Below are 22,244 nucleotides of genomic sequence, written 5' to 3' on the forward strand. Positions count from 1 at the left end.
TCTTTATTTATTATCAGGCGGCGGATTTGGTCAGCTGCGGCAGCGATGCCATCAGGTCCGAGAAGCGCTGGCCCTGGATCATCACATGGCCGCGCAGCAGTTCCGCTGCCTTGTCGCCGTCGCCGGCAAGGATGGCCTGCACCACGCCCTCGTGCTCGGAATACGAATGGCCGATGCGGTTGCGCACCCGCAGTTGCAGGCGGCGGTACGGCCGCAGGCGGCGATACAGGCTGCGCGTCTGCTCGAACAGGAAGCTGTTGTGGGCGCCCGCATAGATCGCCTCATGGAAGGCTTCGTTGCGGTAGTAGTACTCGTCCGGCTCCTGCACCTCCACCGCGGCCTTGCAGGCTTCGTGCGCGGCCAGCAGCACCTGCTGTTCTTCCGGCGTCATGCGGCGTGCCGCCAGGCGGCCGCAGGTGGCCTCCAGTTCGGACATCACTTCAAACATTTCAACCAGTTGCTGCGGCCCGAGTTCGGCCACGATCGCACCGCGCCGTGGCCGGATCACCACAAGTCCCATTGATTCAAGCTGGATCAGCGTTTCGCGAATCGGCGTGCGCGACACCCCGAAACGCGTCGCCAGTTCGGTCTCGTCCAGGTGCTGCCCCGGCTGCAGCTCGCCCATCGCAATCATTTCCTCGATGGTTTCCCGCAGGGTGGAAGAATGTTTCGTCATGGAACTAAAAGTTCAGTATGTATATAAGACTCCATTATAAGACGCATATTTCACTTGACAATGTATTCGGCGAAGATATTCTTGTATACATAAAAAACAAAGCTGCATACTTAACCCCTTGGAGGATGACATGTCCCAGATGACCCGCAGGTCCGTTCTTGCTGCACTCGCCACCAGCCCGCTGTGGCTGCAAACCGCCTGGGCCCAGACGGGCTCGCTGAAGATTTCGCACCAGTTCCCCGGCGGCACCCTGGCCGAAGGCGACTTCCGCGACCGCCTGACCCGCATGTTCGCGGCGGAAGTCGAAAAGCGCACCAAGGGAGCCCTGAAGTTCGCGATCTATCCGGGTTCTTCGCTGATGAAGACCAACGCCCAGTTCTCCGCCATGCGCAAGGGCGCGCTGGACCTGTCGCTGGTGCCCTTGTCCTACGCGGGCGGCGAAGTGCCCGAAGTGAATATCGGCCTGATGCCCGGCCTGGTCACGTCGTATGAACAAGGCTACGGCTGGAAGAACCAGGAGATCGGCAAGGCGCTGACCCAGCTGCTGTGGGAAAAAGGCGTGGTGCTGGTAAGCTGGATCTGGCAGGCAGGCGGCGTCGCCTCGCGCGTCAAGCCGGTGGTCGATCCGGAAGATGCCAAGGGCATGAAAATCCGCGGCGGCTCGCGCGAAATGGACCTGATCCTGAAAGCTGCTGGCGCCGCCGTGGTCTCGCTGCCATCCAACGAAATCTACGCCGCCATGCAGACCGGCGCCATGGACGCTGCCTTGACCTCCTCCACTTCCCTGATTTCCTTCCGCCTGGAAGAAGTATCGAAAGCACTCACCACCGGGCGCGGCACCGCCTACTGGTTCATGTTCGAGCCCTTGATGATGTCGCGCGCCGCCTACGAACGCCTGCCGAAAGACCAGCAGGCAGCCATCATGGCCGTCGGCGCCGAACTGGAAGCCTTCGCCAAAACGGCCGCCCAGGCCGACGATTCACAGGTCGCCGCCGTGTACCAGAAGGCGGGCGCCAAGGTGGTTGACCTGAACGCAGCGTCGGTCAAGAAATGGCAAGCCATCGCCCGCACCACTGCATGGAAGGATTACGGCGAACGTAACGACAGCTGCGCCAAACTGCTGGCCCTCGCGGAGAAAACGCTGTGAGCCACGGCTTCGAACTCAATCCTCCCAAGGAGGCGGCGCTGCCGCAGGCGCCCGGCCTGTCGATAGTCGGCTCACTGCTGGCGAAAGTGAACCAGGGCTTGCTGGTTCTCTCCATGGTGGCGATGGTGGTCACTGCACTGATCCTGACCTACTCGGTGGTGTCGCGCTATTTTTTCCACGCGCCGACCGACTGGCAGGACGAAGCATCGATCTTCATGCTGGTCGGCGTCACTTTCTTCTGCTGCGCCTATGTGCAAAGCTTCCGAGGCCATATCGGCATCGAGGCGCTGGCTGCGATCCTGCCGCCCAAGGCCAATGCGGTGCGCATGTTCATCGTCGACCTGCTTTCCTTTGTATTCTGCGCCTTCTTCTCCTGGAAATCGTGGACCCTGTGGCACGAAGCCTGGGTCGACGGCCAGACCACCACCTCCACCTTTGCACCGCCGCTCTGGATTCCCTATTCCATGATGGCGGCCGGCATGACCTTGCTGACCCTGCAGATCCTGCTGCAAGTGCTGGCTCGTATCACCGATAAAGGAGCTGCAAAATGAGCGAGCTGACTTTGGGCGCCCTGTACGGCATCGTCACCCTGGTGGTCATGTTCTCCGGCATGCCGATCGCGTACGCCCTGGGCATCGTGGCGACCACCTTCATGTATTTCTTCATGCCCGCCAGTTCGCTCGACACGGTGACCCAGAACGTGTACGAGGAAATGGCCTCCATTACCCTGCTCTCGATCCCGCTGTTCATCCTGAAGGGCGCAGCGATCGGCAAGTCGCCGGCCGGCAAGGACCTGTATTCAGCCATTCACACCTGGCTGCACAAGGTGCCTGGCGGCCTGGGTATCGCCAACGTGTTTGCCTGCGCACTGTTTGCCGCCATGGCCGGTTCCTCACCTGCCACCTGCTCGGCGATCGGTTCGGCCGGCATTCCTGAGATGCGCAAGCGTGGCTACTCGCCCGGTTTCGCGGCCGGCATCATCGCGGCCGGCGGTACGCTCGGCATCCTGCTGCCGCCATCGATCACCATGATCCTGTACGCCGTGGCGGCGGAGCAGTCGCTGGGCCGTCTGTTCCTCGCTGGCATCGGTCCCGGCGTGCTGCTGGTGCTGCTGTTTGCCGGTTATGCCGTCTACCGTGCCCGCACCGAATACAAACTGGCGCTGGCTGCTTACCAGAAAGGCGGCGTCAAGTCGGCCTACCTGGAAGATGAACATTTCACCCTGCGCGAAAAAGTGGAAATGCTGCCGCGCGTGCTGCCCTTCATCGTCCTGCTGATCGGCGTGATGGTCGCGCTGTACGGCGGCTTTGCCACGCCTTCCGAAACGGCGGGCCTGGGCGCCCTGCTCGCGCTGGTGCTGATCGCCGTAGTGTATGGCGCATGGCGCCCCAAGGACATGTCGCCGATCCTGTCCTCCACCATCAAGGAATCGACCATGCTGCTGCTGATCATCGGCATGTCGCTGCTGTATTCCTACGTCATGAGCTACCTGCATATCAGCCAGGCGGCTGCGAGCTGGGTGGTCGGCATGCATCTGTCCAAATGGGTTCTGCTGGCAACCATCCTGGTGCTGGTAGTAGTGCTGGGCTTCTTCCTGCCGCCGGTCTCGATCATCCTGATGACGGCGCCGATCATCCTGCCGCCGCTGCGCGAAGCGGGCTTCGACCTGGTGTGGTTCGGCATCGTGATGACGGTAGTAATGGAAATGGGCCTGATCCACCCGCCGGTAGGCCTGAACATCTTCGTCATCAAGAACATCGCGCCGGATATTCCGCTGCGCGACGTGATCTGGGGCGTGATGCCTTTCCTGCTGCTGATGGTGGCCGCGGTGATCCTGCTGTGCATCTTCCCTGGCATCGCTACCGGCCTGCCGGACATGATCATGGGAGCCAGGTAAATGAATGCACCAATCCGCGTGTGGGACAGCCTTCAACGCAATCGCAACGAGCGCCTGGCACGCGCCCGCAACGTGCTCGGCGGCGAACTGGCAGGCAAGGCGCTGCCGGCAGCCCGCATCAGCGACCTGCTGCATGCGGTACTGGAGAACGGCGACCGCGTCTGCATCGAAGGCAATAACCAGAAGCAGGCCGATTTCCTGGCGCAGGCGCTGGCCGGTCTCGATCCGCAGCGCGTGCGCGACCTGCACATGCTGCAATCGGTGCTGGCCCTGCCCGAACACCTGGATGTGTTCGAACGCGGCGTTGCCTCGAAGCTGGACTTCTCCTTCTCCGGCCCGCAGGCCGCCCGCGTGGCAAAGCTGGCGGCGGCCGGCAAGCTGAATATCGGCGCCATCCACACCTACCTGGAGCTGTTCAGCCGCTATTTCATCGACCTGCCGCCGCGCGTGGCCCTGGTCGCGGCCGAAGCGGCAGACCGCAACGGCAACCTGTACACCGGGCCGAATACGGAGGACACGCCGCCCATCGTCGAAGCCACTGCCTTCAAGAATGGCATCGTGATCGTGCAGGTCAACCGCATCGTCGATGAACTGCCGCGCATCGACGTCCCAGGCGACTGGGTCGACTTCGTCGTCCAGTCGCCGACGCCTTATTACATTGAACCGCTGTTTACGCGCGACCCGGCGCAGATCTCCGAAATCCAGGTGCTGATGGCGATGATGGCAATCAAGGGCATCTATGCCGAGTACCAGGTACAGCGCCTGAACCACGGCATCGGCTATGACACCGCCGCCATCGAGCTGCTGCTGCCGACCTACGGCGCCTCGCTCGGCTTGCGCGGCAAGATCGCCACCAACTGGGCGCTCAACCCGCACCCCGCCCTGATTCCAGCCATTGAAGCGGGCTTCGTGGAATCGATCCATTCCTTCGGCTCCGAACTGGGCATGGAGAACTACATCCGCGCCCGCCCGGACGTCTTCGCAGTCGGGCCGGACGGCTCGATGCGCAGCAACCGGGCCTACTGCCAGGCTGCCGGCCACTACGCCTGCGACATGTTCATCGGCTCGACCCTGCAGATCGACCTGGCCGGCAATTCCTCCACCGCGACGCTGGGCCGCATCTCCGGCTTCGGCGGTGCGCCGAATATGGGTGCGGATGCGCGGGGCCGGCGCCACGCCAGCCCCGCGTGGCTCAAGGCCGGCGAGCAGGCGCGCCAAGGCAGCGGCGCCATCCCGCGGGGCCAGAAGCTGGTGGTGCAGATGGTCGAGACCTTCCGCGAGCACATGCAGCCGGCCTTCGTGGAACGCCTGGACGCATGGGAGCTGGGCGAACAGGCCAAGATGGCGATCCCGCCGGTGATGATCTACGGCGACGACGTGACTCATATCCTGACCGAGGAAGGCATTGTCAACCTGCTCCTGTGCCGCAATGCCGAAGAGCGTGAGCAGGCAATCCGCGGCGTCGCTGGCTACACGCCGGTCGGGCTGCAACGCGACAAGCGCATGGTGGAAAACTTGCGCGAGCGCGGCATCATCACGCGCGCCGAAGACCTGGGCATCGACAAGCGCCATGCCACGCGCGACCTGCTGGCGGCAAAGAACATGAAAGACCTCGTGCGAGCGTCGGGCGGCCTGTATGATCCGCCCAAGCGCTTCCGCAACTGGTAGGAGCCAAGATGGAAACACTCAATTACCGATTCGAACAGGGCCGCCGCTCGCTGGCGGCCGAACCGCGCATCGTCGGCGTGGTCAGCTCCGGCAACCTGGAAGTGCTGATCGAGAGCACTCCGCTGGGTGGCGCCTGCGAAGTAGGCATCCAGACCGCCGCCGTCGGCTTCGGCCCGATCTGGCAAGCCGTGATCACCGACTTCCAGGAACGCTGGCAACTGGCCGACACGCGCATTGCCATCAACGATATGGGCGCGACGCCGGCTGTGGTCAGCCTGCGGCTCGACCAGGCCGTCGAGTCCATGCTGGGAGAAGGCAAATGAGCAGCTACCTGGAAGCGAACGCGCGCGAGCGCCTGGCAATGTTCGACAGCTTTGAGGAATTCATCGGCCCTGCGCAACGCGTCGTCAGCCCGCACCTGGCGCAACTGAATGCCCCGGTAGCGTTCGACGACGGCGTGGTTGTCGGCCGTGCCACCTTGGGCGGACTGACCGTCTTCGCCGCCGCGCAGGAGGGCGGCTTCATGGGCGGCGCGGTGGGGGAAGTGCATGGCGCCAAGCTGGTCGGCCTGTTGCGGCGCGCGCTGCTTGACCGCCCCGCCGCCGTGCTGCTGTTGCTGGAAACTGGCGGGGTGCGCCTGCACGAAGCCAACGCCGGCCTGATCGCAGTGTCGGAGGTCATGCGCGCCGTGCTGGACGTGCGTGCAGCGGGCATTCCGGTGGTGGTGCTGATCGGCGGCTCCAACGGCGCCTTCGGCGGCATGGGTATCGTGGCGCGTTGCGCCAACTTGCTGGTGATCTCCGAGGAAGGCCGGCTGGCCATGTCGGGACCGGAGGTGATTGAAACCGCCAGCGGCGTCGAGGAATTCGATTCGCGCGACCGTGCCCTTGTATGGCGCACCACGGGCGGAAAACACCGCTACCTGCTGGGCGACGTGCAGCGCATCGTGGAGGACAGCGTACCCGCCTTCCGCCAGGCTGCGCTGGACGCCGTCGCGCAAGCGGGCAGCGGCACGGTCGAGCTGACGCTGGCCGCCCTGGAAGCGGAACAGGCCATGCTGGAGCAGCGCATCGAACGCTTTGGCGGCCTGCGCGACCCGGCTGAAATCTGGTCCGCGCTGGGCATCGCCGCGCCCCACGACATTCCGATGCTCGATATCGATTCCTTCACAGCCGCCGCGGCGCCTTGCCGACTGGGAGCATGACCATGGACTGGAAAATATTAGCCGACGCCCTGTTCCCCGGTGGGCATGACATCGTCGAACATGAGCAATTCCTGAACGGCAGCGCGCGCGTGGAAGGCCAGGACGTCAGCGTAATCGGCACCACCGGCCATGCGCCGATCGGCGTGGAAATCGCCCTGGCACAGGCCAAAGCCGTGCTGGCGACGGTGCGCAGCCACCCCGGCCGCCCTATCGTGCTGCTGGTCGACACGCAGGGACAGCGCCTGCGCCATCGCGACGAGATGCTGGGCATTAACAGCTACATGGCCCACCTGGGCAAATGCATCGACCTCGCACGCCACATGGGACACCGCATCGTCGGGCTGGTGTACGACCAGGCATTGTCCGGCGGCTTCATCACCAGCGGCTTGATGGCCGATGCCTGCTACGCCCTGCCCGATGCCACGATCCGCGTCATGGGCTTGCCAGCAATGGCGCGCATCACCAAGGTACCGGAAGAAAAACTGGTGGAGCTGGCGCGCAGCAATCCCGTGTTCGCGCCAGGGCCGGAGAACTACTTGCGCATGGGCGGCTTGCAGGCAATCTGGGAGGGCGACCTTGCCGCCCACCTTGCGCACGCCATCGACAATGCGCCGCGCGAAGACCAGCGCAGCGCCCTCGGCCTGCTGCGGGGCGGCCGCAAGGCTGCGCAAGCGGTCATCGAAGCCATCATTGGCGGCAGCAATGCACGCGCGGCATGACCTGGCGTGGCTGACGCGGGAAGGCTGGCAGGACGTGCTGGCCACGGCAACACCGGGCACCCCCGCCCACGCGGCGCTCGCCCGCTGGGCCGCTTGCGACTGGCCGCTGGTCGTGCGCCGCCGGGACGACGCTGCGCAAGTGCCGGCAAGCGCCAGCGGGCACACGGGCGCGCATGCCGGCGACATCTGCCTTGGCCTGGCAGCCCCGCCCGACCCGGTCAGCGCAGCCAAGCTGCGCTTGCCATTACGCGTCCCGGCCCGGCACATCGCCCGCCACAGCGCACCAATGGCGCTGGACGCCGTGGTCCAGGCCCTGCCCGCACGCTGGCAAGCGCCGTTCGCCCGCCTGGCCACGGCCAGTGCAGGCCTTGACCTCCGGGTATTCGGCTCGCTCGCCCTGCAAGCACTGACAGGCCAGGCCTACCTGCGCGACGCCTCCGACATCGACCTGCTGTTCCGCCCCCGGGACGGCTTCGAACTGGACGCAGGCACCCTGCTGCTTGCCAGCTTCCTTGATGAACTGCCGCTGGACGGCGAAATCATCTTCCCCAGCGGCCAGGCCGTAGCCTGGAAAGAATGGTTCACCGCCCGCGCCCACACCGAACGCGTCCTGGTCAAATCGCATGCCAGCGTCAAGCTCGGCACGCGGGCCGAGCTGCGCGCAGAACTGGAGCCTGCATGACCATCCCTGCCATCCGCACGACGCAGGACGCCCGCGCCATGGCGGCTGCACTCAAGCGCAGCGTCGGCCCCACCGCACGCCGGCATCCAGCGCACGCGCTCTCCCGCGAAGTTGCCCTGCGCGCAGTGCGCAGCCTGTACCACGAGCTGGCCCTTTACCCCAAGCCCGGCCTGGTCTCCTTCGTCGACAACGGCAGCCATACCGACATGGACGCGGCCACCTTCATGCGCAGCCTGTTCTCGCTGCGCCACTACTTCGCCCGCATCTGCCGGGCAGGCTACGACGGCGTCCCGTTCGCGGAACTCAAAAGACTCGGCATCGCCGCCGAAAAGCGCATGATGGCCGCGACGCAAGGCATCAACACCCACCGCGGCGCCATCTTCGCCCTCGGCTTGCTGTGCGCCGCAATGGGCCGCGTCCGGGCGCTGCGCATGACCTTGACGCCAGCCGCCTTGCGCACCGCCCTGCTGCTGCACTGGGGCGAAGAGCTGGCTGCCCACACGCATGCCAGCGGTGTCTCGCATGGCCAGCTGGCCGCCGCCCGGCATGCCGCCAGCGGCGCCCGCGAAGAAGGCGCGCTCGGCCTGCCCTCGGTATTCGAAGTCGGCCTGCCCGCGCTGCAAGGCGCGCTGGCGCGCGGCGCCCCCATGCTGCACGCCCGCGTCGACGCCATCTTCGCCTTGATGGCGCATATCAGCGACACCAACATCTATCACCGGGGCGGAGCCGAAGGCGCCGGCACGGTGCGCAATGCCGCTCGCGATTTCCTGCGTCGGGGAGGCACAGCAAACCGGCAATGGCAAGAACATGCGCTGGATTGCCACCGGCGCTTCATCGCCCAGCGCCTGTCGCCGGGCGGCGCCGCCGACCTGCTGGCAGCATGCTGCCTGGCGCACAGCCTGACCGCGCTGCCACCGCCATGAATAGCCGCTTGCTGATCCTGTGCCCCGGCCAGGGCGGCCAGCATGCCGCCATGTACGACCTGGCCCGTAGCGACCCGCACGGAGCGGCCCTGCTGTCGCAACTGGCGCCATTGCTGCCCGGCTTGAGCGACCCCGCAGCGATGTACAGCAACCACAACGCCCAGCCAGCCATCGTTGCCAGCAGCCTTGCCATGTGGGAGGCATTGCGCCGCGATTGCCCGCAGCCGGCGCTGGTGGCCGGCTACAGCATCGGCGAACTGACGGCATACAGCGTGGCAGGCGCATTCACGCCGGAACGCACCGTCGCCCTTGCAGTGCAGCGCGCCGCGCTGATGGACGCCTGCGTCGCTGCCGACAGCCCGCATGCCATGCTCGCGATCAGCGGACGCCTGACAGCTTCGCTGCGGCCCCGGCTTGCAGCTCACGGCTTCCACATTGCGATAGAAACAGGGGAAGACAGCTGCATCGCCGGCGGTCCCGCCGCGCATGCCGCATCCCTGGCGATTCCTGGCGCGCGCATCGCACGGTTGCCGGTCGCCGTCGCCTCGCACACACCCTACCTGCTGGCCGCAGTCGAACCCTTCGCAAGCATGCTCGCCCAGGAAGCATTCGGCACGCTGCGGGCGCCGGTACTGGGCGGCATCGATGCCGCGCCCGTACGCGACAAGGCAACGGCGATTGACCATCTCTCCCGCCAGTTGGCAGAGACGATCTTGTGGGCTGATTGCATGGATGCCTGTGCCGAGCGGGGAATCACCGCGGCGCTGGAACTGGGGCCAGGAAGTGCCCTATCGAAGATGTTGTTGACACACCACCCTGGCATTGCCTGCCGCTCGGTGGCGGACTTCCGTTCATTGGACGGAATCAGGAGCTGGCTGGCGCATTTCTAACGCAAATGCTGCTGCACCCAGGCGATGATGCTCTTGCTGTCCATTGCGCCGGCCTGGCGCGCCAGTTCGCGGCCGCCCTTGAACACCGCCAGCGTAGGAATACTGCGGATGGCATAGCGCGCCGCCAGTTGCTGTTCCGCCTCGGTATTAACCTTCACCACACGGAAATAGGGTTCGAGGTGCTGGGCCGCCTGCTCGTAGAAAGGCGCCATCGTGCGGCACGGGCCGCACCACGGCGCCCAGAAATCGGCCAGCACAGGAATATCGTTGCGCTCGATATGCTTGAGGAAGCGCTCCGTCGACAGGTCCACCGGATGGCCGGTAAACAAGGGCCGCTGGCATTTGCCGCAGGTAGCCTCTTCTTCCAGGCGTACAGAAGGCACGCGGTTGACCGCGTCGCAGTGGGGGCAGACGATATGCAAGTTTTCCATGAGTCCCAGTATAGCGCAGGCTTATAATCCTGAGGGCACGCTTCGCCAGCCAGGAGTCAACATGGAATACGTGAACACCGACCGCTTGCGCATTGCCTTCCGCCAGCATGGCGACTTGCAGGGAGAACCGATCTTCCTGCTGCATGGCTGGCCGGATGATATGCACACCTGGGATGGCGTGCTGCCCTTCCTTGCGGGCTCCGGCTACCGGCTGATCGTGCCCAGCCTGCGCGGCTTCGGCGAAACCCGCTTCCTCGATCCGGCCACGCCGCGCAGCGGCCAGCTAAGCGCCCTTGCGCAAGACCTGCTGGACCTCGCCACGGCGCTCGGCATCGAACGATTCAATGTCGTCGGCCACGACTGGGGCGCCCGCGCCGCCTACAACGCCGCCTTGCTGGCGCCGGCACGCGTGATGCGTTGCATGGCCTTGTCGGTCGGTTGGGGCACCAATGACCCTGGCCAGGCCCTGAGCTTGCAGCAGGCCCGCAATTACTGGTACCACTGGTATATGGCAACCGATCGAGGCGCCGAAGCGCTGCGCAAGGACCGGCGCGAATTTGCCCTGCTGCTTTGGCGCACCTGGTCGCCTTCATGGCATTTCGGCGAAGGCGTGTTCCACGACGCCATGCATGCCTGGGACAATCCGGACTGGGTGCACGTCACGCTGCACTCCTACCGTCACCGCTGGGGTCTCGCCCTGCCCGACCCTCACTACGCCTTGCAGGAAGAGCGGCTGCGGCACGAATCCATGATCAGCGTGCCGACGCTCACCCTGCACGGCACGGAAGATGGCGCCAACAGTCCGCAAACCTCGGAGCACAAGGCGCACCTGTTCAGCGGGCCCTATCACCGCGCATTGCTGGCCGGCGTCGGCCACTTCCCGCAGCGCGAGCATCCGGGCGCCGTGGCCGACGCACTGCTCGCCTGGCTGCAGCGCGCCTAATCAGGCCTGGCGCTTGGATAGAACAACTGCTGCCCGCCGGGACGGAACTGCGCAATCCTGGCCTGCCCTTCCGGCGACGTGATCCAGTCGATCAGCTGGCGCGCGCCCTTGTAGTTCACGCCGGGATGCCTGGCCGGGTTGGTCGCGATAATACCGTAAGGGTTGAACATGCGCTGGTCGCCCTCCACCATCAACGCCAGGCCGGTCCTGGCCTGGTACGCCGCATAGCTAGCGCGGTCGGTCAGGGTATAGCCGCCCATCTCGGCCGCCATGTTCAGCACCTCGCCCATGCCCAGGCCAGCCGAAACGTACTGCGCGGTTGCAGGCTGCGTGCCCACCTGCTTCCAGTAAGCCTTTTCCATGATGTCGGTGCCGGAATTGTCGCCGCGTGAAATGAACTTCGCCGGGCCGCCCGCCAGCTTGCGAAACGCGGCCAGCACATCCCTGCCGCCCTTGATACCCGACGGATCGCTGGACGGGCCGACCACGATGAAGTCGTTGTACATCACATCGCGCCGGTCAATGCCCCAGCCTTCTGCCACGAACTTATCTTCCGCCGCACGTGCATGCACCAGGGTCACGTCCACGTCGCCGTTTTTCGACAGTTCGAGCGCCTTGCCGGTGCCCACCGAAATCACGTGGACCTTGCTGCTGGTCCTGGCTTCGAAGGCCGGCAGCAGGAAGGCCAGCAAGCCCGAATTTTCGGTGCTGGTCGTCGTGGACAGCCGGATGACCTGCTGGGCAAAGGCACTGCCGGACAGCGCAAATGCAGCGGCAAAGCTGAGCAGCAGCCTGCGTTTCATTCACTTCTCCTCAAGTTGGCCATCGCGCAGCTTCAGGCGCCGCACATCCGGCAGGTTGATCAAGTCACGGTCGTGGCAGGCCATGACAACGGTGCTGCCCGACTGGGTCAGCGACGGGATCAAGGCCAATACCTGTTCACGCGCCTCGCCATCGAGGCTGGCAGTCGGTTCATCGAGCAGCAACAGGCGCGGATGCAGCACCTTGGCGCGGGCCAGCGCCACCCGCTGCTTCTCACCGCCGGACAGCGTGGCAGGCTGGCTGCCGCGCAAATGCTGCACCCCCGCCCACTGCATCGCCTCTTCCACCAGGCTTGCAGCCTCGGCGCGCGCCATGCCGCGCGCTTTCAGGCCGAAGCCGATATTGCCCGCCACGCTGGTCGAGAACATCACTGGATGCTGGTGCACATAGACGATCTCGCGTCGCAAGGCTGCAGGATAAGGGGACAGCATCACTGCCTCACCCGCAAAATGCACGCCATCCGCATCAGCCGGCGCCAGGCCGGCCAGCACGCGCAGCAGCGTGCTCTTGCCGGCACCGTTCACTCCGGTCAGGACGTAGGCCCGCGCCGCATCAAGCCTGAAATCACGCAGGTCGAGCAGCATTTTTTCCCCATAGCGTTTGCTCAGGCGGGCGATCGACAGCATGGTCGTCATCCCCCGCCCCTGGCGGCATGGGCATCGCCCTGCAGCACCATCATCGCGCCATTCATGGCCAACGCGATGGTGACCAGCACCGCGCCCAGTGCGATGCCCTGGGCGAATTCGCCCTTGCTGGTTTCAAGCGCAATGGCGGTGGTGATGGTGCGCGTTTCGCCGGCGATATTCCCGCCCACCATCATGGCGCAGCCGACTTCCGAAATCACACGCCCGAAGCCGCTGATGATCGCCGCCATCACGCCGAAGCGAACTTCATGCAATAGCGTCCCCATGACGCGCCATGGCGAAGCCCCGTGTGCGATGGCGGTTTCCGCAAAACGCGGATCGGCCGCCTGCACCGCCGCCAGCGTGAACGCCAGCAGCACCGGCAGCGCGATGACGACCTGCCCCGCCACGATGCCCGGCTGCGAGAACAGCCACTGCAAGCTGCCCATCGGGCCGTGGCGGGACAGCATCATGTATAGGAGCAGGCCGATCAGCACCGTCGGCAGCGACAAAGCCGCCTGCACCAGCCAGATCACCACTCGCCGGCCGCGAAACTGCGTCATTGCGATCGCGTAGCCCCCGATCACGGCAAAGGGCGCCGCCAGCAGCAAGCCGAGTATGCTGGTACTGAGCGAAACCCAGACGATCCCCCACAGCACAGGATCGCCATTGAACAGCAGCCCGAACGCCCCGCGCACCGCATCCATCAGCCCCATTACGCCTCCCGGCCGCGCCCGTGTCCCACCATGGGGTCACACCCGAAAGGTGACACGGGCTCGGCTGTGGGCTCGGCTGAGGCCGTGTCACGCCGGGGGTGTGACCCCAGGGTGGGACACGGGCGCGGCGGTAGTTCAGCCAACTCGGGTTCGGGGATCAGGCGCTGCGGTGAGGTCAGCAGCAGGTAGTGGCGGCCGGTGCAGCGGGCCAGCAGGGTCATGCCGAGGCGGGTGGCGACGCTGTGGCCCATCTGGGTGGTGCCGGAGCGCGATAGCAGGAAGGGGATCGACATTTGCGCGCCCTTGATCACCATTTCGGAGGTCAGGCGGCCGGTCGTGTAGAACACCTTGTCGCTGCCTTCCACACCGTCCAGCCACATCTTGCCGGCAATGGAGTCGACCGCATTGTGGCGGCCGACGTCTTCGACAAAGTACAGGAGTTCGCCGCCCTGCGTGAACAAGGCGCAGCCGTGCACCGATCCGGCCTGCTTGTAGACCGACTGCAGCGTGCGGATGGTTTCAACAATCCGGTATACGCCCGATTGCTTCAAACGTGCAGCGGGCGGCAGGACGATATCGTCCACTTCGTCCATCAGGTCGCCGAACACCGATCCCTGGCCGCATCCGGTGGTCACCACCTTGCGCGCTGTGCGCTCTTCGATACCGGCGATGCCTGAGCGGGTCCTGACCGCCGCGGCGCCGACCGACCAGTCGACGTGGATTGATTCGACATCTTCCACTGATCGCACCAGGCGCTGGTTGCGCAGGTAGCCAAGCACCAGGGCTTCGGGGGCGCCGCCCAGCGTCATCAGGGTGACCAGCTCGCGCTTGTCCACGTACACCGTCAGCGGACGCTCGGCGGGTATGTGGATCAGCGAGCGGCGGCCTTTTTCGTCGATCGCTTCCACTTCCTGCGTCAGCGGCACGCTGGCCTGTGTCATCTCCGGTAGTCTCATGCGCCTGCTGCCTCCATAGCCTTGCCGCCGCCAAAACTGGACTGGGCGCCGACCGTGCCGCCCAGCGTGACCTTGATTGCACAGTACTTGAATTCGGGGATCTTGCCAAACGGGTCGAGCGCCGGGTTGGTCAGCTTGTTGATGGCGGCTTCGTAATAGCAGAACGGTACGAACACTGCGCCGCGCGGCGAACTGTCGTCGGCTCGCGCATACAGCGCAACCTGGCCCCGCCGCGAGGCGATGGTGACCACGTCGCCCGGTTTGCCCCCCAGCGCCGCCAGGTCAAGCGGATGCACCATGGCCACCGGGTCCGGTTCGATGGCGTCGAGCACCGCCGTGCGGCGCGTCATGCTGCCGGTGTGCCAGTGTTCGAGCTGGCGGCCGGTGATCAGGACCATCGGGTACGCGGCGTCTGGCCTTTCGTCCGCGGGAATGATATCGGCCGGAACAAAACGCGCCCGGCCGGACTCGCGCGGAAAATCCTCTGTAAATACCACCGGCGTGCCTGGATCGCCCTCCGCATGGCAGGGATAGGTCACCGCGTGCTCGCGCTCGAGCCGCTCCCACGTAATGCCTGCGATGCTTGGCATCACTTGCCGCATTTCCGCAAACACGTCGGCCGCAGAGCCGTAGTGCCAGTCCAGGCCAAGGCGCTGCGCAACCTGCTGGATGATCCATAAATCCTGCCGCGCCTCGCCCGGCGGGTCCAGCGCCTGCCGGCCGATCTGCACCAGGCGGTCGGTGTTGGTGAAACTGCCGGTCTTTTCGGGGAAGGCGCTGGCGGGCAGGATCACGTCGGCCAGGCAGGCTGTCTCGGTGAGGAAGATATCCTGTACTACCAGGTGCTCCAGCGACGCCAGCGCAGCCCGCGCATGGTTGGCGTCGGGGTCGGACATGGCGGGGTTTTCGCCCATGATGTACATGCCCTTGACCAGGCCTGCCTCGGCGGCGTCCATCACCTCCACCACGGTCAGGCCGGGCCTGTCGTCCAGGGCGCCGGGCGCCAGGCCCCAGGCGCTTTCGAACCTCGCCCTGGCGGACGGCTCGGTCACGCGCTGGTAGTCAGGGTACATCATGGGAATCAGGCCGGTGTCGGACGCGCCCTGCACATTGTTCTGCCCCCGCAGCGGGTGCAGGCCGGTGCCCGGCCGGCCGATCTGTCCCGTCATCAGGGACAGGGCAATCAGGCAGCGTGCATTGTCGGTGCCGTGCACGTGCTGCGAGATGCCCATTCCCCACAGGATCATCGAGGCGCGGGACCCGGCGTACAGGCGCGCCACCTCGCGAATCGTCCCGGCTTCGATGCCGCAGATCGGCGCCATGGCCTCCGGACTGTAAGCGGCGACGTTTTCCGCCAGTTCCTCAAAGCCGATGGTGCGGCTGGCGATAAAGCCCTGGTCGACCAGCCCTTCCGTCACGATCACGTTCATCATCGCATTTAGCAGCGCCACGTCGGTATCGGGCTTGAACTGCAGGAAGCGGTGGGCGATGCGCGACAGGTCGGAGCGGCGCGGGTCGCATACCACCAGCTTCGTGCCCTGCCGCACGGCGTTCTTGATCCAGGTCGCCGCCACAGGGTGGTTGACCGCCGGGTTGGCGCCGATCAGGAGCACCACTTCGGCCTTCATCACGTCCTTGACCGGATTGGAGACTGCGCCCGAACCTATCCCCTCCAGCAGCGCCGCTACCGAGGAGGCGTGGCACAGCCGCGTGCAATGGTCGACATTATTGCTGCCAAAGCCGGTGCGCACCAGCTTCTGGAACAGGTAGGCTTCTTCGTTGCTGCCCTTGGCCGAGCCGAAGCCGGCCAGCGCACGCGGGCCGTGCCGGGCGCGGATGGCGGCCAGCTTGCCGCCGGCCAGCGCCAGCGCTTCGTCCCAGCTCGCTTCACGGAAGATGTCGGCCACACGCTCCGGGTCCATGCTGAAGTCGCCCGATTTTGGCGGTGCGTCGGCGCGCCGCACCAGCGGCTTGGTCAGGCGGTGCGGGTGATGCACGTAATCGAAGCCGTAGCGGCCCTTGACGCACAACCTGCCCTCGTTGGCCGGGCCATTTCTGCCTTCCACGTACAGTATCCTGTTGTCCTTGATGTTGTAGGTGAGCTGGCAGCCCACGCCGCAGTATGGACACACCGAGTCGATGCGTTTGTCCGGCACGGCCAGCGCCGCTTCGCGCGCCGGCATCAGCGCGCCAGTCGGGCAGGCTTGCACACATTCGCCGCATGCAACGCAGGTGGAGGCGCCCATCGGGTCGTCCATGTCGAACACGATTTTTTCGTGGTCGCCGCGCCAGGCCAGGCCGATGACGTCATTCATTTGCTCGTCGCGGCAGGCACGCAGGCAGCGTGTGCACTGGATGCAGGCGTCGAGGTTGACCGCAATGGCGGCGTGCGTCAGGTCGCAGGCGGGTTGCCGGCGGGCTGCAAAACGGGGCTTGCCGAGGGCTAGCTTTGCGGCCCAGTGTTCGACTTCGTTATGCCGCGTATGCGCTTGTTGCGGCATGTCCGCCAGCAGCAGCTCCAGCACCATGTTTTGCGCTGCGCGCGCCCGTGGACTGTCGCAGCTCACCTTCATCCCTTGCACGGGATGGCGGCAGCAGGATGGCGCCAGCACGCGCTCGCCGTCGATCTCCACCATGCACGCGCGGCAATTGCCGGCCGGCGCCATGCCGTCCTTGTAGCACAGGTGCGGAATCTCGATGCCTGCGCGCCTTGCCGCCTGCAGCAGCGTTTCGCCTTCCGCCGCCTGCATTGCGCGGCCATTGAGCTCGAAGTCGATCATCGCGTGACCTCGTGCGGGAAGTAGTTCAGCACGCAGTCGACCGGATTCGGGGCGGCCTGGCCAAGTCCGCAGATCGACGCATCGCGCATCACTTGCGACAGTTCCCTGAGCAGGCTTGCGTCCCACAGCGGCGCCTCGATCATGTCAGCCGCCTTGGCTGTGCCGACACGGCATGGTGTGCACTGGCCGCAGGATTCGTGACGGAAGAAGCGCATCATATTGGCTGCTGCGGCCCGCGCGCTATCGTGTTGCGATAGCACGATGACGGCGGCCGAACCGATGAAGCATCCATAGGGCTGCAGCGTATCGAAGTCGAGCGGGATGTCGTTCATGCTGGCAGGGAGGATGCCGCCGGACGCTCCGCCCGGCAGGTAGGCGTAGAGCTGGTGCCCATCCTGCATGCCACCGCAGAATTCGTCGATCAGCTCCTGCACGGTGATGCCGGCAGGCGCCAGCTTGACGCCCGCTTGCTTCACGCGGCCGGACACGGAGAACGAGCGCAGCCCTTTGCGGCCGTTGCGGCCATGGCCGGCAAACCACGCGGCCCCTCTTTCCAGTATCTCCGGCACCCAGTACAGGGTTTCGAAGTTATGTTCCAGCGTTGGACGGCCGAACAGGCCCACCTGCGCCAGGTAGGGTGGCCGCAGGCGCGGCATGCCGCGCTTGCCCTCGATCGACTCGATCATCGCCGATTCTTCGCCGCAGATGTAGGCGCCGGCGCCGCGCCGCAAATGGATACGCGGCGTTCCTTCCTCGAGGCGCGCCAGCTCCTGTTGCAGCAATCTGCGGCAATCATGGTATTCATCGCGCAGATAGACGTAGATCTCGTCGATGCCGGCAGCCCAGGCGGCGATCAGCATGCCTTCGATGAATTGCCGGGGATTGCGTTCGAGGTAGTAGCGGTCCTTGAAGGTTCCCGGCTCGCCTTCGTCGATATTGACCGCCATCAGGCGCGGGCCTGGCTCCTTGCTGACGATGCGCCATTTTCGCCCCGCCGGGAAACCGGCCCCGCCCAGGCCGCGCAGGCCTGAGTTTTCAAGCTCTGCGATCACAGCCTCGACGGAGCGCAAGCCCGACAGGCATTCGCGCAAAACCGCAAACGCGCCGGCCCCCGTCGCCGCAACCGTGCTCGCTGTGGCAGGCTGCGCCGCGTGGCCGCCCGCCACACCCGCATTCGCAACAGCCGCCGACACACTCTCACAACTGGCCGGCGCGATCGCGCGCTGTCCAAGCAGGACGGCGGGCGCCTGGTCGCAACGCCCGATGCAAGGCGCAGGCACGACCCGCACCTCCCGTCCCAGCAACTGCGGCAAGCGCGCCAGCAGTTCGCCAGCGCCTGCCATCTCGCACGACAGGCCGTTGCACACGCGCACGGTCAGCGCCGGGGGCGCAAGCTCGCCCTCGCGGACAATATCGAAATGGTGGTAGAAGGAAGCAACTTCAAAGACCTCAACCTGCGCCAGCCGCAGTTCGGATGCCAAAGCCGCCAGGTGTGCCGCCGACAGGCAGCCATAGGCATCCTGGACCAGATGCAGGAATTCGATCAGCAGATCGCGCCTGCGCGGCAAGTCGCCCAGCAAAGCCTGCACCTGCTGCAGCGCAGCAGCATCGACTTGCCGGCCTTTCGGCAGCTGGCGTTTCCTCTCCCGGCTGGCACCCTGCACTGCAATAGGAATCATGCTCTGATTCACCTCGCAAAATGGCGTTGCTTACCTCAGGGTATCATGCGTAGCCCTGCGGCGGAACATGTTATGGTCAGTATAAGGATGCCACAGCACGGGAGGTCAACCGTGGAAAATTTTCAATCGCTGGCGTCCATGTTGGACCTGTACCAGTTGAGCCTGACGATCATCCTCGTCCTGCATGCGCTCAGCCTGGTACCGCAATGGCAGCGCCAGTATTTTCACCCGCGCCTGATGCGGGTGGCCATGCTTGGAATGATGCTGGGGATAGCACAAGGTGCGGTCATTGCCGTCGCCGTGGAATACAGTGCCGTCGCGCGTGGCGGCGGCATCGCCCTGCTGGGCGCCGCGATCATGATGCATGCCTGGGTTGCGCTGCAGAACCTGCTGGCCAGCTGCGCCTTCGTTCACCTGCACCAGGCCAGCGCCATCATGGCCCACCGCATGCGCCGGGGCCAGCGCCCGCTTGGCTACCTGAGTGCAGCGCTGACCCTGATCGCCGGCCTTACCCTGGCCTGATCAGTTGCGGCCGGCGGTGCCATGCTCCGACGACCAGACGATGTCGTTATCGACCGAATACAGGCGGCACGGCTCCCTGCTCGCCGCCTGGCAGGCCGCCAGCGCCTTCTCGTTGGTGTTTTCGCCCTCTTCCGCCCAGCCCCACGATCCCGTCGCCGAGATCGCGAACGCACGCGGCGTGGCCTTCTTCAGGAATTCACGATACTGTTCGCGGCCGCGCTGCGGCAGGTAAGGCACGGCATTCACGTCGTCAAGCGCCGCGTAATGGGTGGCCTTTTGCGCAGGCGGTTCCGCAATTGCATAGGCTTCGCGCGTCGGCATGCCAAGCGCAGCCAGGAAGCGCTCGACTTCCGGCAGCCAGATCGCTGCGCCATCGCGGTTGCCCAGCAGGCCATGCGCATCCTTCTTGAACGGGCCATACGCCACCAGGTCCGCCTTGCCGCCGGCCGCCGTGAAGGCGCCGTGCATGCGCGCGACCAGTTCCGGGCCGAAGTAGCTGTCGTTGGCGCCGTACAGCCACATGCTGGGCAGCTTGTTGCGGCGGCCATACTCGCCAAAGGCCTTGACCAGGGCGCCTTGCCAGTTGCACAAGTCCCCGTGCACCTTCAGGCCGCCGGCGAAATTCATGATGCCACGTACGCCGGGCAGGTCTTGCGTGGCGGCCGCCATGCTCGCCAGTCCGCCGAAGGACTGGCCGGCCAGCACGATATGTTCATTGTCGACCCAGGGCTGGCTGCGCGCGAAACGCACCACGTCGGCGATATCGCCAGCCTGCTCATAGCCATTGGCCGTCATATTGCAGCCATATTCGACAAACTTGCCTGTCGAATTGGCGAATCCCGTGCGCATCGGCACCATCACCGCATAACCGCGGCGCACGAAAGCCGTGGCCAGGTAGATGAAACGGTCGCGCGACTGCAGCTTGGGGTTGCCGGGCGCCTTGCCGTGGTTGACGATCAGCAGCGGGAAGGGGCCGGGGCCGGGGGGACGGAACACGGTGGTCTCCAGTTGCACGCTCTGCGCGCGGCCAGCGGGCACCATGATGACTTGCTCGTTCAGGCGCGCATCGAGCGCAGCCTCCCCCGCCTGCGCCAATGGCAGGCTTGCACAGGCCAGCAGGATGGCGGCGACACGTGCAACAAGGGAATTAATGATGCTCTCCAGAACAATGCGTTTGGGCAATAACCCAGATTCTTATGCGCACAGTTCAGGAAAGCAATCCCAAAACGTTAAACGTAGCAATTAGCTCAGCTTCAGGAGCATGGAACGTACCGATTCCAGCACTTCATCGGCCAATTGGGGATCGGTTTTGTAGACATTTCGCGACACTGATACGCCGCCTACCAGTGCCGCCACGATGGCAAACGCCTGTTGCCGCCGTCCCTCCCCGGCCGGCAACAGGGTTTCGATGTATGCCGCCATCTGCCGCACTCCGCCGGTATAGCCCGCGCCCACCGAGGCATCCTGGCGCGCCACCTCGCTGGCGGCGGCAGCCAGCGGGCAGCCCTGCGCCAGGTTGTCGCGCTGCTCGGGCGCCAGGTAGTAATCGACCAGTTGCGGCAGCGTGACCGGATGTTCAGTCAGCTTGCCGTAGGCCGAGCGCGTGCTGAACTGCATGGCCTCGGCCGCCAGCGCGTCTTTCGAGGGGAAGTGGGCATACAGGGCGCCGTGGGTCAGCCCGGCTGCCTTGCTGATCTCTGCCACGCCGACCCCGTCCATTCCCTTTTCCCGGAATAGCCGGGAGGCCGTCTCAACCAGCAATTGCCGGTTTTCCGCTGCTTTTTCCTTGGTAATCTTCATGGCCAGCCTCCTGCCTCAATCATTGCGGTCATCATCATACCATGTGTTGCGCGGCGCGCCCGTTTTTTAGGCAGGCAATGGCAATTTCCGCATGGAATCATGTAAACTGCGGTCATGACAATCCCTGCACTCCAATCCGGCCTGTCCGGCCTCCAGGCAAACCAGCGCGCACTGGACGTGGAAGGGCACAACGTCGCCAATATGGCGACGAGCAACTTCCAGCCGCAACGGGCCACGTTCCAGGAAACGCCGGGCGGGACCAGCGTCACCATTTCCACTGCCGCGCGCGACCTGTCGGCGGCCGCCAACGCCGGCGGCGCCCCATCAGGCACCGACCCCGCCAGTTCCATCACCAACTCGCTGGTCTACAAGGCCAACTTCGACCTGTCGGCCAAAGTGATCCAGGCCGCTGACGAGCGAATTGGCACACTGCTCGATATCAAGGCTTAACGCCGCCGCCTTCCCGCGCTATGCTGTCGTATGTGCAGCGTGGCGGAGGCTAGCATGGACGACCTCGAACTGCCCCTGAAGGACCGCAAGCAAGCCGCCGAGCTGCTGGCTGAAAAGCTGGCGCACCTGCGCGGCAGCCATCCCCTGATCCTTGCCATTCCGCGCGGCGCGGTACCGATGGGGCGCATCATTGCCGATCGCCTCGAAGGCGAGCTCGATGTCGTGCTGGTGCGGAAAATTCCCTCTGCCATTGATCCCGAACTGGCGGTTGGCGCCGTCGACGAGCATGGCAACCGCGAGCTGGCCCCCTACTTCAACCGCACCCGCACCAGCATGGAATGGGTCGAGCTGCAAACCCACGAGCAGCTTGAACTGATGCGCCGCCGCCGCGCCTCCTACGGCGGCAAGCGTCCGCCAGCCGATCCGGCAGGCCGTACCGTCGTGATCGTCGACGATGGCCTGGCGACCGGCTCCACCATGGCGGCGGCCCTGCGCTCCACGCGCGCCCGCCAGCCGAAGCAATTGATCGCCGCCGTGCCGGTGGCTGCCCCGGATTCGCTGGAAATGATCGCCCCCTTGGCCGATGGCATCGTCTATCTCGCCGCGCCGATGAACTTCATGTCGGTCAGCCGTCATTACCGCAGCTTCCCCCAGGTATCGGAAGAGGAAGTGCTGGAACTGCTGACGAGCCAGTAGTGCGACTTTGAATTGCCGCG

At 65.2% G+C, this 22,244-nt stretch carries 24 protein-coding genes; 14 read left to right on the forward strand and 10 right to left on the reverse strand.

The features are described 5' to 3' along the window. Positions 1 to 13 precede the first annotated feature (13 nt). On the reverse strand, positions 14 to 676 hold the full coding sequence (locus ACN9MZ_RS18720; RefSeq protein WP_426338463.1) for a GntR family transcriptional regulator: 663 nt from the start codon (positions 674 to 676) through the stop codon (positions 14 to 16). 130 nt (positions 677 to 806) lie between these two features. Here ACN9MZ_RS18720 and dctP point away from each other — a divergent pair, with 130 nt between their 5' ends. From dctP to ACN9MZ_RS18770, 10 genes are read left to right on the forward strand one after another with little or no spacing between them, the layout of a single operon-like run. Continuing rightward, positions 807 to 1,823, forward strand: coding sequence for a TRAP transporter substrate-binding protein DctP (gene dctP, locus ACN9MZ_RS18725; protein ID WP_426338464.1), 1,017 nt, complete (start codon positions 807 to 809; stop codon positions 1,821 to 1,823). Positions 1,824 to 1,879: 56 nt separating this feature from the next. Further along, positions 1,880 to 2,374, forward strand: a complete 495-nt coding sequence (locus ACN9MZ_RS18730) for a TRAP transporter small permease (RefSeq protein ID WP_426342930.1) — start codon at positions 1,880 to 1,882, stop codon at positions 2,372 to 2,374. Then, positions 2,371 to 3,720, forward strand: coding sequence for a TRAP transporter large permease (locus ACN9MZ_RS18735; protein WP_426338465.1), 1,350 nt, complete (start codon positions 2,371 to 2,373; stop codon positions 3,718 to 3,720). Before ACN9MZ_RS18730 ends, ACN9MZ_RS18735 begins: the two co-directional genes overlap by 4 nt. Further along, positions 3,721 to 5,388: a malonate decarboxylase subunit alpha gene (mdcA, locus tag ACN9MZ_RS18740; protein ID WP_426338466.1), complete on the forward strand. Its 1,668-nt coding sequence runs from the start codon at positions 3,721 to 3,723 to the stop codon at positions 5,386 to 5,388. An 8-nt stretch (positions 5,389 to 5,396) separates the two neighbouring features. Next, positions 5,397 to 5,711, forward strand: a complete 315-nt coding sequence (gene mdcC, locus ACN9MZ_RS18745) for a malonate decarboxylase acyl carrier protein (RefSeq protein WP_426338467.1) — start codon at positions 5,397 to 5,399, stop codon at positions 5,709 to 5,711. Then, positions 5,708 to 6,592, forward strand: coding sequence for a biotin-independent malonate decarboxylase subunit beta (locus ACN9MZ_RS18750; RefSeq protein WP_426338468.1), 885 nt, complete (start codon positions 5,708 to 5,710; stop codon positions 6,590 to 6,592). Before mdcC ends, ACN9MZ_RS18750 begins: the two co-directional genes overlap by 4 nt. Positions 6,593 to 6,594: 2 nt before the next feature. Further along, positions 6,595 to 7,311 (forward strand): biotin-independent malonate decarboxylase subunit gamma, encoded by a 717-nt coding sequence (mdcE, locus tag ACN9MZ_RS18755; RefSeq protein WP_426338469.1) that lies wholly within the window; start codon positions 6,595 to 6,597, stop codon positions 7,309 to 7,311. After that, positions 7,295 to 7,993 carry a malonate decarboxylase holo-[acyl-carrier-protein] synthase gene (mdcG, locus tag ACN9MZ_RS18760; protein WP_426338470.1) on the forward strand — a complete coding sequence of 233 codons (699 nt, stop codon included), beginning with the start codon at positions 7,295 to 7,297 and terminating at the stop codon, positions 7,991 to 7,993. The genes mdcE and mdcG overlap by 17 nt, the downstream gene beginning before the upstream one ends. Then, the gene (gene mdcB / locus ACN9MZ_RS18765; RefSeq protein WP_426338471.1) at positions 7,990 to 8,916 is read left to right on the forward strand and encodes a triphosphoribosyl-dephospho-CoA synthase MdcB; all 927 of its coding nucleotides are present in this window, start codon (positions 7,990 to 7,992) and stop codon (positions 8,914 to 8,916) included. The genes mdcG and mdcB overlap by 4 nt, the downstream gene beginning before the upstream one ends. Then, positions 8,874 to 9,806 carry an ACP S-malonyltransferase gene (locus tag ACN9MZ_RS18770; RefSeq protein ID WP_426338472.1) on the forward strand — a complete coding sequence of 311 codons (933 nt, stop codon included), beginning with the start codon at positions 8,874 to 8,876 and terminating at the stop codon, positions 9,804 to 9,806. Before mdcB ends, ACN9MZ_RS18770 begins: the two co-directional genes overlap by 43 nt. Here ACN9MZ_RS18770 and trxC read toward each other — a convergent pair. Further along, positions 9,803 to 10,237 (reverse strand): thioredoxin TrxC, encoded by a 435-nt coding sequence (trxC, locus tag ACN9MZ_RS18775; RefSeq protein WP_426338473.1) that lies wholly within the window; start codon positions 10,235 to 10,237, stop codon positions 9,803 to 9,805. The genes ACN9MZ_RS18770 and trxC overlap by 4 nt on opposite strands. Positions 10,238 to 10,298: 61 nt before the next feature. Here trxC and ACN9MZ_RS18780 point away from each other — a divergent pair, with 61 nt between their 5' ends. Next, entirely contained in the window at positions 10,299 to 11,180 is an 882-nt protein-coding gene (locus tag ACN9MZ_RS18780; protein WP_426338474.1) for an alpha/beta fold hydrolase, read from the forward strand. Here ACN9MZ_RS18780 and ACN9MZ_RS18785 read toward each other — a convergent pair. Genes ACN9MZ_RS18785 through ACN9MZ_RS18810 form a run of 6 tightly spaced genes read right to left on the reverse strand, consistent with a single transcriptional unit; the run spans position 11,177 to position 18,768 of the window. After that, entirely contained in the window at positions 11,177 to 11,983 is an 807-nt protein-coding gene (locus tag ACN9MZ_RS18785) for a substrate-binding domain-containing protein (protein WP_426338475.1), read from the reverse strand. The two genes, ACN9MZ_RS18780 and ACN9MZ_RS18785, sit on opposite strands and share 4 nt — an antisense overlap. Then, positions 11,984 to 12,637: an energy-coupling factor ABC transporter ATP-binding protein gene (locus ACN9MZ_RS18790; protein ID WP_426338476.1), complete on the reverse strand. Its 654-nt coding sequence runs from the start codon at positions 12,635 to 12,637 to the stop codon at positions 11,984 to 11,986. Beyond that, positions 12,634 to 13,341: an ABC transporter permease gene (locus ACN9MZ_RS18795; RefSeq protein ID WP_426338477.1), complete on the reverse strand. Its 708-nt coding sequence runs from the start codon at positions 13,339 to 13,341 to the stop codon at positions 12,634 to 12,636. Before ACN9MZ_RS18795 ends, ACN9MZ_RS18790 begins: the two co-directional genes overlap by 4 nt. Continuing rightward, positions 13,341 to 14,297, reverse strand: a complete 957-nt coding sequence (locus ACN9MZ_RS18800) for a formate dehydrogenase accessory sulfurtransferase FdhD (protein WP_426338478.1) — start codon at positions 14,295 to 14,297, stop codon at positions 13,341 to 13,343. Before ACN9MZ_RS18800 ends, ACN9MZ_RS18795 begins: the two co-directional genes overlap by 1 nt. Next, positions 14,294 to 17,077 carry a formate dehydrogenase subunit alpha gene (gene fdhF, locus ACN9MZ_RS18805; protein WP_426338479.1) on the reverse strand — a complete coding sequence of 928 codons (2,784 nt, stop codon included), beginning with the start codon at positions 17,075 to 17,077 and terminating at the stop codon, positions 14,294 to 14,296. Before fdhF ends, ACN9MZ_RS18800 begins: the two co-directional genes overlap by 4 nt. Continuing rightward, positions 17,074 to 18,768, reverse strand: coding sequence for an NADH-ubiquinone oxidoreductase-F iron-sulfur binding region domain-containing protein (locus ACN9MZ_RS18810; RefSeq protein WP_426338480.1), 1,695 nt, complete (start codon positions 18,766 to 18,768; stop codon positions 17,074 to 17,076). Before ACN9MZ_RS18810 ends, fdhF begins: the two co-directional genes overlap by 4 nt. A 99-nt stretch (positions 18,769 to 18,867) precedes the next feature. Between ACN9MZ_RS18810 and ACN9MZ_RS18815 the strand changes: the two genes are divergently transcribed. After that, positions 18,868 to 19,278: a hypothetical protein gene (locus tag ACN9MZ_RS18815; RefSeq protein WP_426338481.1), complete on the forward strand. Its 411-nt coding sequence runs from the start codon at positions 18,868 to 18,870 to the stop codon at positions 19,276 to 19,278. On the opposite strand, the gene ACN9MZ_RS18820 is transcribed toward ACN9MZ_RS18815, so the two are convergent. Both ACN9MZ_RS18820 and ACN9MZ_RS18825 read right to left on the reverse strand, forming a co-directional pair. Next, positions 19,279 to 20,319, reverse strand: a complete 1,041-nt coding sequence (locus tag ACN9MZ_RS18820) for a dienelactone hydrolase family protein (protein WP_426342931.1) — start codon at positions 20,317 to 20,319, stop codon at positions 19,279 to 19,281. Between the two features lie 201 nt (positions 20,320 to 20,520). Next, positions 20,521 to 21,078, reverse strand: a complete 558-nt coding sequence (locus tag ACN9MZ_RS18825) for a TetR/AcrR family transcriptional regulator (protein WP_426338482.1) — start codon at positions 21,076 to 21,078, stop codon at positions 20,521 to 20,523. A gap of 114 nt (positions 21,079 to 21,192) precedes the next feature. On the opposite strand from ACN9MZ_RS18825, the gene ACN9MZ_RS18830 reads away from it, so the two are divergent. Together ACN9MZ_RS18830 and ACN9MZ_RS18835 are read left to right on the forward strand one after the other, a co-directional pair. Continuing rightward, positions 21,193 to 21,528, forward strand: a complete 336-nt coding sequence (locus tag ACN9MZ_RS18830; protein ID WP_426338483.1) for a flagellar basal body protein — start codon at positions 21,193 to 21,195, stop codon at positions 21,526 to 21,528. 54 nt (positions 21,529 to 21,582) lie between these two features. Beyond that, positions 21,583 to 22,224 (forward strand): phosphoribosyltransferase, encoded by a 642-nt coding sequence (locus ACN9MZ_RS18835; protein WP_426318364.1) that lies wholly within the window; start codon positions 21,583 to 21,585, stop codon positions 22,222 to 22,224. The last annotated feature ends 20 nt before the right edge of the window (positions 22,225 to 22,244 follow it).

Source organism: Pseudoduganella sp. S-14, assembly GCF_049913285.1.
GTDB lineage: Bacteria > Pseudomonadota > Gammaproteobacteria > Burkholderiales > Burkholderiaceae_D > Rugamonas.